At 64.5% G+C, this 12,889-nt stretch carries 14 protein-coding genes and 1 tRNA gene; 5 read left to right on the plus strand and 10 right to left on the minus strand.

Features of this window, described 5'->3' with window-relative positions; all coding sequences use genetic code 11:
• Positions 1-101: 101 nt before the first annotated feature.
• The 9 genes from trpA to aroA all read right to left on the minus strand — a co-directional run bounded on the left by trpA (position 102) and on the right by aroA (position 9,095).
• Positions 102-938, minus strand: coding sequence for a tryptophan synthase subunit alpha (trpA, locus tag A3AS_RS0142145; protein WP_018323425.1), 837 nt, complete (start codon positions 936-938; stop codon positions 102-104).
• Positions 935-2,149, minus strand: coding sequence for a tryptophan synthase subunit beta (trpB, locus tag A3AS_RS0142150; protein ID WP_018323426.1), 1,215 nt, complete (start codon positions 2,147-2,149; stop codon positions 935-937). Before trpB ends, trpA begins: the two co-directional genes overlap by 4 nt.
• Complete coding sequence (locus A3AS_RS0142155; RefSeq protein WP_018323427.1) at positions 2,146-2,817, minus strand: phosphoribosylanthranilate isomerase; 672 nt, start codon at positions 2,815-2,817, stop codon at positions 2,146-2,148. The genes trpB and A3AS_RS0142155 overlap by 4 nt, the downstream gene beginning before the upstream one ends.
• Positions 2,818-2,882: 65 nt before the next feature.
• Entirely contained in the window at positions 2,883-3,275 is a 393-nt protein-coding gene (locus A3AS_RS0142160; protein ID WP_018323428.1) for a DUF1049 domain-containing protein, read from the minus strand.
• Between the two features lie 74 nt (positions 3,276-3,349).
• Positions 3,350-3,655, minus strand: coding sequence for an integration host factor subunit beta (locus A3AS_RS0142165; protein WP_007598410.1), 306 nt, complete (start codon positions 3,653-3,655; stop codon positions 3,350-3,352).
• A 171-nt stretch (positions 3,656-3,826) separates the two neighbouring features.
• Complete coding sequence (gene sppA, locus A3AS_RS0142170) at positions 3,827-4,807, minus strand: signal peptide peptidase SppA (RefSeq protein WP_018323429.1); 981 nt, start codon at positions 4,805-4,807, stop codon at positions 3,827-3,829.
• A 341-nt stretch (positions 4,808-5,148) separates the two neighbouring features.
• The gene (rpsA, locus tag A3AS_RS0142175) at positions 5,149-6,855 is read right to left on the minus strand and encodes a 30S ribosomal protein S1 (RefSeq protein ID WP_026202928.1); all 1,707 of its coding nucleotides are present in this window, start codon (positions 6,853-6,855) and stop codon (positions 5,149-5,151) included.
• Between the two features lie 267 nt (positions 6,856-7,122).
• Positions 7,123-7,761: a (d)CMP kinase gene (cmk, locus tag A3AS_RS0142180; RefSeq protein WP_018323431.1), complete on the minus strand. Its 639-nt coding sequence runs from the start codon at positions 7,759-7,761 to the stop codon at positions 7,123-7,125.
• Positions 7,758-9,095 carry a 3-phosphoshikimate 1-carboxyvinyltransferase gene (gene aroA / locus A3AS_RS0142185; RefSeq protein WP_018323432.1) on the minus strand — a complete coding sequence of 446 codons (1,338 nt, stop codon included), beginning with the start codon at positions 9,093-9,095 and terminating at the stop codon, positions 7,758-7,760. Before aroA ends, cmk begins: the two co-directional genes overlap by 4 nt.
• A gap of 160 nt (positions 9,096-9,255) precedes the next feature.
• On the opposite strand from aroA, the gene A3AS_RS0142190 reads away from it, so the two are divergent.
• From A3AS_RS0142190 to A3AS_RS0142200, 3 genes are all read left to right on the plus strand, one after another.
• Positions 9,256-9,663, plus strand: coding sequence for a TIGR02300 family protein (locus A3AS_RS0142190; protein ID WP_018323433.1), 408 nt, complete (start codon positions 9,256-9,258; stop codon positions 9,661-9,663).
• A gap of 92 nt (positions 9,664-9,755) precedes the next feature.
• Positions 9,756-9,831: transfer RNA gene (locus A3AS_RS0142195), tRNA-Ala, on the plus strand.
• Positions 9,832-10,018: 187 nt separating this feature from the next.
• The gene (locus tag A3AS_RS0142200; protein ID WP_018323434.1) at positions 10,019-10,255 is read left to right on the plus strand and encodes a GIY-YIG nuclease family protein; all 237 of its coding nucleotides are present in this window, start codon (positions 10,019-10,021) and stop codon (positions 10,253-10,255) included.
• 12 nt (positions 10,256-10,267) lie between these two features.
• Here the strand turns inward: A3AS_RS0142200 and A3AS_RS0142205 are convergent, their stop codons facing one another.
• Positions 10,268-10,726, minus strand: a complete 459-nt coding sequence (locus A3AS_RS0142205) for a MarR family winged helix-turn-helix transcriptional regulator (RefSeq protein ID WP_026202929.1) — start codon at positions 10,724-10,726, stop codon at positions 10,268-10,270.
• A gap of 155 nt (positions 10,727-10,881) precedes the next feature.
• Here A3AS_RS0142205 and A3AS_RS0142210 point away from each other — a divergent pair, with 155 nt between their 5' ends.
• Both A3AS_RS0142210 and A3AS_RS0142215 read left to right on the plus strand, forming a co-directional pair.
• A complete protein-coding gene (locus tag A3AS_RS0142210; protein WP_018323436.1) occupies positions 10,882-11,307 on the plus strand; it encodes an organic hydroperoxide resistance protein in 426 nt (141 codons plus the stop codon).
• 188 nt (positions 11,308-11,495) lie between these two features.
• Positions 11,496-12,716, plus strand: a complete 1,221-nt coding sequence (locus tag A3AS_RS0142215) for a CaiB/BaiF CoA-transferase family protein (protein WP_018323437.1) — start codon at positions 11,496-11,498, stop codon at positions 12,714-12,716.
• Positions 12,717-12,889: the final 173 nt, after the last annotated feature.

Genomic DNA, 12,889 nt, shown 5'->3' on the forward strand with positions numbered 1-12,889 from the left:
AAGCCGCCGTGTCGTCCGCCTTAGAGCATGATCCGGAAAAGTGTGAAGCGGTTTTCCGACAAGATCATGCTCAAACTTAAGAGCTAAAGCGGAATTATGGCCTATTCCGCCGCCTGCTGCGCGCCCTTGACGCCTTGGGCCAGGGCGGCCGTCAGCTCGGCCACGGCGTTAACGGTTTTGCCGGTCGCCCGTCCCTCGGCGTCGAGGCTGTTCTTGAGCGCATCGACCAGCGCGGTGCCGACCACCGAACCATTGGCCTTCTCGGCAATGGCGCGCGCCGCCTCCGGCGTGCGGATGCCAAAACCAACGCATATCGGCAGCTTGGTATGCCGCTTGATGCGCGCGACGGCTTCACCGACGGCATTGGCGTCCGCCGCCGCTGCACCGGTAATGCCGGCAATCGAGACGTAATAGACAAAGCCGGATGTATTCGCGAGCACCGCCGGGAGGCGCTTGTCGTCGGTGGTCGGGGTCGCCAGGCGAATGAAGTTCAGGCCCGCCTTCAGCGCGGGAATGCAGAGCTCGTCGTCTTCCTCCGGCGGCAGATCGACGATGATGAGACCGTCGACACCGGCCGTCTTGGCGTCAGCCAAAAACTTGGCGACGCCGTAAATGTAGATCGGATTGTAATAGCCCATCAGCACCAGCGGCGTGATGTTGTCGTCCTTGCGGAAGTCGCGCACGAGGTCGAGCGTCTTCTTCAAGGTCATGCCGGCCTTGAGCGCACGCAGACCTGCAGCCTGGATCGAAGGACCGTCGGCCATCGGATCGGTGAAGGGAATGCCGAGCTCGATAACGTCGGCGCCTGCCTTGGGCAGCGCCCTGACGATCTCGAGCGACGTCGCGAGATCGGGATCACCGGCCATCACATAGGTCACAAAGGCCGCGCGGCCCTCTTTCTTCAATTCGGCGAAACGGGTGTCGATACGCGTGGTCACTTCTTGCCCCTCAGGATATCGCCGACCTGCGGGACGTCCTTGTCGCCGCGGCCGGAGAGGTTGACGACCATCAGGTGATCTCTCGGCCGCTTCGGCGCGAGCTCCATCACCTTGGCGATGGCGTGCGCGGGCTCGAGCGCGGGGATGATGCCTTCGAGGCGCGACAGCAGCTGGAACGCTGCGAGCGCCTCGTCATCGGTCGCGGAGAGGTAGTTCACACGGCCGATCTCGTGCAGCCAGGAATGCTCGGGGCCGATGCCGGGATAGTCGAGGCCGGCCGAGATCGAGTGCGCATCCTGGATCTGGCCGTCGGCATCCATCAAGAGATAAGTGCGGTTGCCGTGCAGCACGCCGGGACGGCCGCCCGCGATCGACGCCGCATGCAATTGCGTCAGGCCATGGCCCGCGGCTTCGACGCCGAAGATCTCGACGGAGGGATCATCGAGGAACGGGTGAAACAGGCCCATCGCGTTGGAGCCGCCGCCGATGCAGGCGACCAGCGAATCCGGCAGCCGGCCTTCGATCTCCTGCATCTGCGTCTTGGTCTCGTTGCCGATGATCGACTGGAAGTCGCGCACCAGCGTCGGATAGGGATGCGGGCCGGCCACCGTGCCGATGCAATAGAACGTGTTGTGCACGTTGGTGACCCAGTCGCGCAGGGCCTCGTTCATCGCGTCCTTCAGCGTGCGCGTGCCCGACTGCACCGGCACCACCGTCGCACCCAGCATCTCCATGCGGATCACGTTGGGCTGCTGCCGCTCGACGTCGACGGCGCCCATATAGACCACGCATTCGAGCCCGAAGCGCGCGCACAGCGTCGCGGTGGCGACGCCGTGCTGGCCCGCGCCGGTCTCGGCGATGATGCGCTTCTTGCCCATGCGCCGCGCCAGCATGATCTGGCCGAGCACGTTGTTCACCTTGTGCGAGCCGGTGTGGTTGAGCTCTTCGCGCTTCAGGTAAATCTTGGCGCCGCCGAGATGCTCGGTCAGGCGCTCGGCGAAATAGAGCGGCGAGGGCCGGCCGACATAATGCGTGAGGTAGCCGTTCATCTCGGCCTGGAAGGCCGGATCGGCCTTGGCCTCGGTGTAGGCCTTCTCCAGATCGAGGATCAGCGGCATCAGGGTTTCGGCGACGAAGCGGCCGCCGAAGATGCCGAAATGGCCGCGATCGTCGGGACCGCTGCGATAGGAATTGGGTTTGGCGACGTTCATCGAACACTCAACTCTTGGCTGGACTCTTGACTGGCGCGCGCGGCGCGAATGAAGGCCTTGATCATCTCCGGGTCTTTCACGCCGGGGGCGCTCTCGACACCGGAGGAGACGTCGACGCCGCCGGCGCGGGTGACGCGGAGAGCTTCCGCGAGGTTATCGGCATGAAGACCGCCCGAGACCATGTAGGGCAGCTTCAGGTCGAGGTTTTCGAGCAGGTGCCAGTCGAAGGGCTCCCCCAGGCCGCCGGGCCGGGTCGCATCCTTCGGCGCGCGGGCATCGAACAGGATGCGGTCGGCGATCGCGGCATAGCCGGGCAACACGGCGAGATCGGCCGCGGTTGCGACCGGGACCGCCTTCATCACCGGGCGGCCGAACCGCTGCTTGATGTCGCGCAGCCGCGCCACGCTCTCCTTGCCGTGCAGCTGGAAAAGGTCCGGCGACAGCGCGTCCATGATGTTGTCGAGCGTCGCATCGTCGGCATCGACGGTGAGGGCGACCTTGAGCGCGCGCCCCCTCACCTGGCGGCCGAGGTCGCGGCCGAGCTCCAGGGACAGGTGCCGCGGCGAAGGCGGGAAGAACACGAACCCCACCATATCCGCACCCGCCTCGAGCGCCGTTTGAAGCGTCTCGCGCGTGGACAGGCCGCAGATCTTGACGAGCAGGGACATGGTCTCAAAGCAAATGGAGGCCGCAAGGTGCGGCCGGAAAACAGGGTTTTCGGTCGGGGCCGCTTCTACAACGTCGCGCGCTGCTTGTCTCGCCCGATGGGCCCGTAAAGCCCGACCCCGGAGGGAACGGGCAGGCGCTGCGAGCCGGGCCTTGCCGCGGCCGCCTGGGCCCGCAAATCGGCCAGTTCGGCCTTGGCCGCCCGCGAATCCCCCTCGTGCCGGCGCGCCGCGCGGCGCCAGTGCCGCTGGCCGAGCCAGACGGCGGAGCCGCCGGCGAAGACGCCGAGGGCGGCGACGAGGATCAGGAGCAGGAACAGCGGCAGCGTGACCGACAATGACGGGTCGTTCGCAATGAACGGATCGAACGAGACCGTGACGAAGTGCCGGTTGGCAACGGCGAAGGCCACCAGGATCAGGCCCAGCGGGATCACGATCAGCGCGGTCAGGAACTTTCGCATCGCGATCGCTCGTCTTGAATCAAGCTTGCGGCCGCATCATGCGGCTATCAGGTTAAACCCCGACGACGACAGCCTTAGTCGGGCGCGCCGGGATCCGGATGGTCGCGGTTCAGCCGCTCGCGCATTTCCTTGCCGGTCTTGAAGAACGGAACGCTCTTCTGATCGACGGGCACATGCGCGCCGGTGCGTGGATTGCGCCCGGCGCGTGCGGGGCGGTGCTTGACCGAGAAGGCACCGAAGCCGCGCAACTCGACGCGGTCACCGCGCGCGAGGGCCGCTACGATCTCTTCGAGAATCGCATTCACAATGTTCTCGACATCCCGCTGGTACAGATGCGGGTTGTGCTCGGCGATACGCTGAACAAGTTCGGATTTGATCATCGAGAGATAGGACCCGGAAGCGTGCGGATGACCATTTCCGTGAAAATACCTTGATCTGTCAAGACGCTAAATCAAGGTTGAGCGTCGTGAAAATGCGTGACAAATGCCGAAAAAGCGGGCTGGCCCGACGCCCGTCAGACGGGAAAACCCTCAGGCGCTCGCCCACCCCCCTCAATTTGAGGTGGCCGGTTGCCACAGGGCCAGCATTCCATCCATTCCGAACCGATCGACCGCCTGCGCGACGCCGGTTTGCCCGATTTGATGCGCAATCGAGCCCAAACCGAGCGCTTCCAGCGTGACGGCGGCCGCCGTCTTGAGGAATGGCAGATCGCCAAAGCGCGGCTGGAGCTTGTAGTCGCGCACGGAGAGCCCCTTCTTGACACCCTTCTGCTCGACCAGCCAGGTCACCGCCGTCTTCTCGTCGCCGATCTGATCGATCAGCTTGAGGTCGATCGCCTGGCGTCCGGTGAAGACGCGGCCGTCGGCCACTTTCTCGAGCTGCGTGTCATCCATGCCACGCCGTTCCTTCACCAATCCCCTGAACCAGGCATAGGAATCCCTCACCAGCGCATCGAGCGCGGCCCGTGCTTCCGGGCTGGTCGGCTCAAAACCGTTGGGCGCAGCCTTCAGCGGCGACGACTTCACCTCCTCGACCTTGACGCCGATGGTCTTCAGGAGCTCGCTGACGTTGGGATATTGGAACAGCACACCGATCGACCCGACCAGCGAGCTCTGCTGCGCGATGATGTGGTCGCTGGCAATCGCCGTGATGTAGCCCCCGGACGCAGCCAGACCCTCAACCACCACGACGAGCGGCTTCTTCGCCTTCAGCCGGACAAGCGAATCGTAGAGCTGCTCGGAGCCGGCGGTGGTGCCGCCCGGCGAGTTGATGTGAATGATGACGGCGGCGGCCTGCGAATTCTCCAGTCGCTCCAGCGCCTGCGTACGATCGGAATCGCTGCGGATCAGGCCCTCGATCTGGACCCGCGCGATCGAGCCGGCGGATGCGAACGTGCCCCGCGTACCCGGTGTCACGACCAGCGCAAAGCCCGCAATCGCCGCAATCGCGATCAGCGCAGCCACCACGCGCCAGAACGTCAGCTTGCGGCGGATCCTGCGGCGATCGACGATGATGTCCGAATCGAGCGACATCTAGATATCTCCAAATGAAAGGCCTGACGCGTTGTGCCCTCACAGCGTGACCAACGCCCTATCTGGATACATCAATTGCGGCGCAATTTGAAGAAAACAAGGCTGTGAGCGCGGTGGGGCCCGGTACCCCGCCACACCCTCGCTGTCGTCCCTGCGAACGCAGGGACCCATAACCACAGGGAGAAGTTGTCGTGCTAAGCTCGCACTCCGGGTCTTCGCCAAACTCAATCCGGTGGTCTGCGCTGAGACTTGTCCGGGACGACAGCGGAGCTTGTGGAGACAGCAAACAAAAAAGCCCCGGCTCACGCCGGGGCTTTGATGCAGCGAAACGAACGTCTCGCTTACTTGCTGTCGCGGTTCTTGAGCGCGGTGCCGAGGATGTCGCCGAGCGTTGCTCCCGAATCGGAGGAGCCGTACTGCGCGATGGCTTCCTTTTCTTCGGCGACCTCGAGCGCCTTGATCGACACCTGGACCTTGCGGGCCTTCTTGTCGAACTGGATCACGCGGGCATCGACCTTCTCACCGACGGCAAAGCGTTCGGCGCGCTGGTCGTTGCGGTCACGGGCGAGCTCGGAGCGCTTGATGAAGGTCGAGAAGTCGGTACCGGTGATCTTCACCTCGATGCCGCTTTCCTTCACTTCGAGCACTTCGCAGGTCACGACCGCGCCCTTCTTGACATCACCCGGCTCGGCGAAGGGGTCGCCTTCGAGCTGCTTGATGCCGAGCGAGATGCGCTCCTTCTCGACGTCCACATCGAGCACCACGGCCTTCACCATGTCGCCCTTCTTGTAGTTGTCGATCACCTGCTCGCCCGGAAGCTTCCAGTCGAGGTCGGAGAGATGGACCATGCCGTCGACGTCGCCCTCGAGACCCAGGAACAGACCGAACTCGGTCTTGTTCTTGACCTCGCCCTCGACCGTCGAACCGGTCGGGTGACCTTCGACGAAGACCTCCCAGGGGTTGCGCATGGTCTGCTTGAGGCCGAGCGAGATGCGGCGCTTGACGGAATCGACTTCCAGCACCTGCACTTCGACTTCCTGCGAGGTCGAAACGATCTTGCCGGGGTGCATGTTCTTCTTGGTCCACGACATCTCGGAGACGTGGATCAGGCCTTCGATGCCCGGCTCGAGCTCGACGAACGCACCGTAGTCGGTGATGTTGGTGACGCGGCCGGTGAAGCGGGCCTGCAGCGGGTACTTGGCTTCGATGCCCTGCCACGGATCGTCCAGCAGCTGCTTCATGCCCAGCGAGATGCGGTGCGTCTCGTGGTTGATCTTGATGATCTTGACCTTCACGGTCTGGCCGATCGAGAGCACCTCGGTCGGGTGGTTGACGCGCCGCCACGCGATGTCGGTGACGTGCAGCAGGCCGTCGATGCCGCCGAGATCAACGAACGCACCGTAATCGGTGATGTTCTTGACCACGCCGTCGATGACCTGACCCTCTTCGAGGTTCTGCACCAGCTCCTGACGCTGCTCGGCGCGGGTCTCTTCGAGAACCGTGCGGCGAGACACGACGATGTTGCCGCGGCGGCGATCCATCTTGAGGATCTGGAACGGCTGCGAGTTGTTCATCAGCGGCGCAACGTCGCGGATCGGACGGATGTCGACCTGCGAGCGCGGCAGGAAGGCCACGGCACCGTCGAGATCGACGGTGAAGCCACCCTTGACCTGGTTGAAGATGACGCCGTTGACCTTCTCGTTGTTCTGGAACGCCTTCTCGAGCTTGCCCCAGCTCTCTTCGCGGCGGGCCTTGTCGCGCGACAGCACGGCTTCGCCGAGCGCGTTCTCGATGCGATCGAGGAACACTTCAACCTCGTCGCCGACCTTCAGTTCACTGTCACGGCCGGGGCCGGAAAATTCGCGCAGGGCGACGCGGCCCTCGGTCTTCAGGCCGACGTCGATGACGGCCATGTCCTTTTCAATTGCAACAACCTTGCCCTTGACGACGGAGCTCTCCTGCAGGTTGCCACCTGCGAAGGACTCGTCGAGCATCGCGGCGAAATCGTCGCGCGACGGGCTATAGGTATCAGCAGAAGTCGAAGCCATTTGTTCTCCAGTTGCGGATGTCGTGCCGGCCGTTGGGTTCATGGGCGCATCGCACGCGCAGTGTCGGAAGGTCCGCAAGACCTTCGAGCGACCGCTCGCTGCTCCGGCCTGAGAGGCGGAACAGCGGAAGCGGGCCGGCTGAGGCCCGCGCGTTCGATACGTGGAAATCTTGTGTCCGGAGCCTGGATCGCGTCGGCCCCAAACAGGGGACCGAGGTATCGACCTCAAAGAGCGGGAGCGGGCACTTCCTCCAATGACGGCGGCGGCTTAACCCCGCGACCGGCCCGCTCGGACGGCCTCGATAATGTCGATGGCGGCCCGGACGCCGCCTTCTATATCCAGTTGGGAGTTATCTAGCAAGTAAGCATCGGCGGCCGGTTTCAGGGGGGCAATCGGCCGGTTCTTGTCGCGTTCGTCGCGCTGGATGATGTCGGCCAGCACGGCGGCCTCGTCGGCCTCCTCGCCCCTCGCCTTGGCCTCCATGGTCCGGCGGCGGGCCCGGACTTTTGGGTCGGCGACGACGAAAATCTTCACGTCGGCATGCGGGCAGATCACGGTTCCAATGTCCCGGCCGTCCAGCACCGCTCCAGGTGGATCGGCGGCGAATTGCCGCTGAAAATTGACCAGGACCTCGCGAACCCTCGGGATCGCCGAGACGATGGAGGCGCCCTCTCCGGCCTTCTGGGTCTTCAGGGCCGGATTGCCGAACTTCTCGGGATCGAGTTCCAGCGCCGCGGCGACCGCAGCCGCCTCGTCCCGGAGATCGTGACCGGACTGCATCAGGGCATAGGCCACCGCGCGATAGATCACGCCGGTATCGAGATGACGGTAGCCGTAATGGTGGGCGAGACGCTTGCCGAGCGTCCCCTTGCCCGAGGCCGCGGGTCCGTCGATGGCGATGATCATGAAAACTCGGCCCCTAGCGAACGCATCATCGGAATGAAGTCCGGGAAACTGGTGGCGATGAAGGCGGTGTCGTCCACGGTCACCGGCTGATCGGAGGCGCAGCCCATCACCAGGGCGGACATCGCGATGCGATGGTCCATGTGGGTCGCGACAGTGCCGCCACCGGGGACGTGACCGCGGCCTTCGACGATCAGATCATCGCCGGAGACCTCGACCTTCACGCCATTGACGCGGAGCATGGCAGCCGTGGCCTCAAGGCGATCCGATTCCTTGACGCGCAGCTCCTGCAGGCCGCGCATGATCGTCGTGCCCTCGGCGAAGGCGGCTGCCACCGCCAGCACGAGATATTCATCGATCATCGAGGGCGCGCGCTCCGGCGGCACCACGACGCCGCGCAGCTTCGAGGCGCGCACGCGCAGCTTCGCCATCGGCTCGCCGGCGTCCCCGCGAACTTCGCTCTCCTCGATCGAGGCGCCCATTTCGCGCAGTGTGGTGAACAGGCCGGTGCGCAGCGGATTGGTCATGACGTCGGACAGGACGACGTCGGAGCCCTCGACGATCAGCGCTGCGACCACCGGGAAAGCCGCCGAGGAGGGATCAGCCGGCACCACCACATTGGCGCCGTGCAGCTCGGGCTGGCCTTTGAGCGTGATACGGCGGCCGTGCACGCCCTCCTGTGCCGAGGCGATGTCGGCACCAAAATGCTTCAGCATCAATTCGGTGTGGTCGCGGCTGGCCTCGGTCTCAATGACCGTCGTGGTGCCGGGGGCGGCGAGGCCCGCCAGCAGCACCGCCGATTTGATCTGGGCCGAGGCGACGGGGGTCTTGTAGGTGATCGGCAGTGGATCGCGCGCGCCCTGGAGGGTCAGGGGCAGACGGCCGCCTTCACCGCCGGAGATGACCTTGGCGCCCATCTTTTCCAGGGGATCGAGGATCCGGCGCATCGGGCGGCTGCGCAGCGAGGCGTCGCCGTCGAAAACAGCCGAGATCGGGCAGCCGGCGACGGCGCCCATCACCAGCCGGCAGCCGGTGCCTGAGTTCCCGAAATCCAGTGGAGCCTTGGGCTGGGCGAAGCCCGCGACGCCGACGCCCTGCACCTTCCAGGCAAAATCGCCGGTCCGCTCCACGGTGGCGCCCAGTGCCTGCATCGATTTGGCGGTGTTGAGGACGTCCTCGCCCTCCAGCAGGCCCGAAATCCTGGTCTCGCCGACCGCGAGCGCACCGAGGATGAGGGCACGGTGGGAGATCGATTTGTCCCCCGGCACCCGTACTTTCCCGGTCAGGGGCCCGCTGGCGCGTGCCTGGAGCGGCCTCGTTTGGTCGGAATGGGTCACGATTGTGTCCTTGGATGCGCCCTCAAGGGGGCTGGGCGCAGGTACCACATGGTCAGCGCCCCGTCACGGGCATGTCGTTCTCCCGTAATGCGCTATTGACAGCGGGCCGCCAACTAGCCAAGTGAAACACCGCTTTTCAGACATTCCCAGGATTCCTGCCGTGGCCAAGTCCGAACTCGGAACCAAACGTATTTGCCCGACCACGGGCAAGAAGTTCTATGACCTCAACAAGAATCCGGTGATCTCGCCCTATACCGGCGAAGTCGTGCCGATCGCCCCGGTCGCGCCCGCGCGCATGCCCCGCGGCGCCGAAGCCCGGCACGCAGCGACGGCGGACGCCACGCCGGAGCCGGCAGAAGTCGAGGAGGTCTCGCTCGAGGAGGCCGACGCCGAGGAGAACACCGGCAAGGTCAAGGCCGCCGTGCCCGAATCCGAGGACGATATCGAGGTCGATGAGACCCTCGATGACGACGATGACGATGATTCGACCTTCATCGCCGACGAAGAAGAGGGCGATGAGGACGTGACCGACATCATTGGTGATGTCGGAGGTGATGAAGAGACTTGAGATCAGCCCTGATCTGTGAAAAAGGGTGCACCGCGCGAGTCACCAGGACTCGCCGGTGCGGGTGATCCACCAGGATCCCCGCAAGGACTAAAGGGGCCATAGCTCAGCTGGGAGAGCGCTTGCATGGCATGCAAGAGGTCGGCGGTTCGATCCCGCCTGGCTCCACCAGCCTTCGCTGGCTTCGCCAGCTTCGGCTAGGCAAGCCTGGGGAAGTCTCTCGTAGCGAAGTGAGCGAAGGCTGCCCCGCCATAGCCCGAAGGGCGTCGGCGGGCTCAAGCTGATATCCACGCTGCATCGAAGCAACACGCTAAACGTGCCTTGAAGCTGCTATCCTACCCTCCGGGGAGGAAGCAGAATGAAATACGTCTATATCCTCGAAAGTCTCGATTCCGAGCACTTCTATGTCGGCATCACGGATGATTTGCGGGCACGCTTGGCGAAGCACAACGCAGGCGAAGTACCGCACACCTCCAAATTTGGACCTTGGCGAATTAGGACCTATTTCGCCTTCGACGACGCTGCACGCGCTGTTGCGTTCGAGCGATATCTGAAATCTGGCTCAGGACGCGCTTTCGCAAAGAAGCATTTCTGATCGCCGAACCCCCTACTCCCCGATCACCGCATTCAGCCGGTCCCGTAGCGCGACGATCTCGTCCTTCATCGTGACCAGTTCCGACACCGAGCAGTCCGACGCCGCCAGGATCGACTGCGGCACGCTGCGGGCTTTTTCCTTCAGCGCATGGCCCTGCGCCGTCAGCGCGATCAGGACCTGACGCTCGTCTTCGCTCGAGCGGGTGCGCTTGACGAGATGGGCGGCCTCGAGCCGCTTGAGCAGCGGCGTCAGCGTGCCCGAATCCAGGAACAGCCGCTCGCCGATGTCCTTGACCGGCACGTCGTCGCGCTCCCACAGCACCAGCATCACCAGATATTGCGGATAGGTCAGGCCGAGCCGATCCAGCAGCGGCTTGTAGACGCGGTTGAAGGCGTGCGCGGCCGAATAGACCGCGAAGCAGATCTGGTTGTCGAGGCGTTGCGGATCGAGGGTCGATAGCTTCCGGGGCATGGAGAATCTCACGGGATTTCCTTCCATTCTGGGGCCGGCGGGCGGCATATTCAATTGCGAACAATTAAATGTGAGCCATGCTAATTTCAATTGCGCACAATCAAATTGTTTGCGATACAGAGCGCACCCCAACCGGAAGACCCGAGGAGACGACAATGTCCGTGAACGTCCTTTACAAGACCAGCGCCAAGGCCACCGGCGGTCGTGATGGCCATGCTGCTACCCTCGACGGCGCGCTCGACGTCAAGCTCACCACGCCGAAGGAGCTCGGCGGCGGCGGCGGCGCCGGCAACAATCCCGAGCAGCTGTTTGCGGCCGGCTATGCCGCCTGCTTCATCGGCGCGATGAAGTTCGTGTCGTCGCAGGGCGGGCCGAAGGTTCCGGCCGATGCCTCCGTCACCTCGACCGTCGGCATCGGCCCGCGCTCCGAGGGCGGCTTCGGTCTCGACATCGATCTCGCCGTCTCGCTGCCGGGCCTCGCCCGCGCGGAAGCCGAGGCGCTGGTCGAGAAGGCGCACCAGGTGTGCCCGTACTCCAATGCCACGCGCGGCAATGTCGACGTTCGCCTGACGGTCGTCTGATCGGCGGTGCGGAATGGCTGGCCCGGGATCCCCCTCGGGCCGGCCGCTTCCGCTGATCTGCCAATCCTGATTTGCCATGCCGCGGCATGCGGCCGGCAGTGCATACGCCCCTACGCAACAGGCCATTGCTGGCTTGTGCGAACCTCGCTAGGCCTGTGACCAAATATCGACACAGGGGAAGCGAAGGCATGAGTTCTGAAGCCGCCAGTTCTGAAGCCGCATTGGGCGCAATGAGCGGATTGCGCGTCATCGATCTCACGCGCGTGCTCGGCGGTCCCTACTGCACCCAGATCCTCGCCGATCACGGCGCCGACGTGATCAAGGTCGAGCCGCCCGCGGGCGACGAGGTGCGTGAATGGGGCCCTCCCTTCCACGAGGAGGACGCGGCCTATTTCGTCGGCATCAACCGCAACAAGCGCTCGATCGGCCTCGACCTCGCCTCCGAGGGCGGCCGTGCCGTGCTGCTCAAGATGCTGGAGACGGCCGACGTCCTGATCGAGAATTTCAAGCCGGGCACCCTGGAGAAATGGGGCATCGGCAACGACGTGCTCAGCAAGAAATTTCCGCGCCTCGTGCATTGCCGGATCTGCGGCTTCGGCGCCGACGGCCCGCGCGGCGGCAATCCCGGCTATGACGCCATCATCCAGGCCATGACCGGCATGATCGCCGCGACCGGCTCGCCCGAGAGCGGACCGATGCGGATCGGCGTGCCCTTGGTCGACATCACCACCGGACTTTATGCCGCGATTGGCATCCTGATGGCACTGTCGGAGCGGCAGCGCTCGGGCAAGGGGCAGTTCCTGGAGACGACGCTGTACGAGACCGGCCTTGCCATCATGCATCCGCACACCGCGAATTATTTCATGCATGGAAAGCCGCCGTCGCTCACCGGCAACGAGCATCCGAACCTCGTGCCTTACGCGATCTTCCCGACCAAGACCGACAACATCTTCATCGGCGTCGGCAATGACGGCACCTTCCGCAAGCTCGCCAAGGAGATCGGCAAGCCCGAGCTCGGCACCGATTCGCGCTTTGCCCGCAACAAGGACCGCATCGCCAACCGCGAGGCGCTGCGCGCAGAGCTTGCCGCCGTGTTCAGCCAGCACGAGGCCGAGCCGCTGTGCAATCGCCTGCTCGCCGCGGGCCTGCCCGCAGGGCCCGTGCAGAAGATCGACCAGGCGCTGACGAATGCGCACACGATCGCGCGCGGCGATATTATCGAGAAGGACTGGTACAAGGGCGTGGCCTCGCCGATCCGGCTCGACCGCAGCAAGCCGAGCCTGCGCCGGCTGCCGCCGAAATTCAGCCAGCACTCCCAGGAGGTGCTGGGCGAGTTCGGCTACTCCAAGGCCGAGATCGACGCGATGGTCGAGAAGGGCACCGTCTGCGGTCCCGAGCGCAAGCGCTAGGTGGCTCTCCCGCTTGCGGTGGGTGCCTCCGCAACGGGACAATCCCCTAGAGGATAGAACCCTCACCCGCGCCTTCGGCGCGACCTCTCCCGCAAGCGGGAGAGGTTTTCGAGCCCGCAGCCTGATCGCCTGCCTCACATCAATGCCGCACTGCGGCGCGACCACGCAGGTGC

This window comes from Bradyrhizobium sp. WSM2793 (assembly GCF_000379585.1).
Lineage (GTDB): Bacteria > Pseudomonadota > Alphaproteobacteria > Rhizobiales > Xanthobacteraceae > Bradyrhizobium.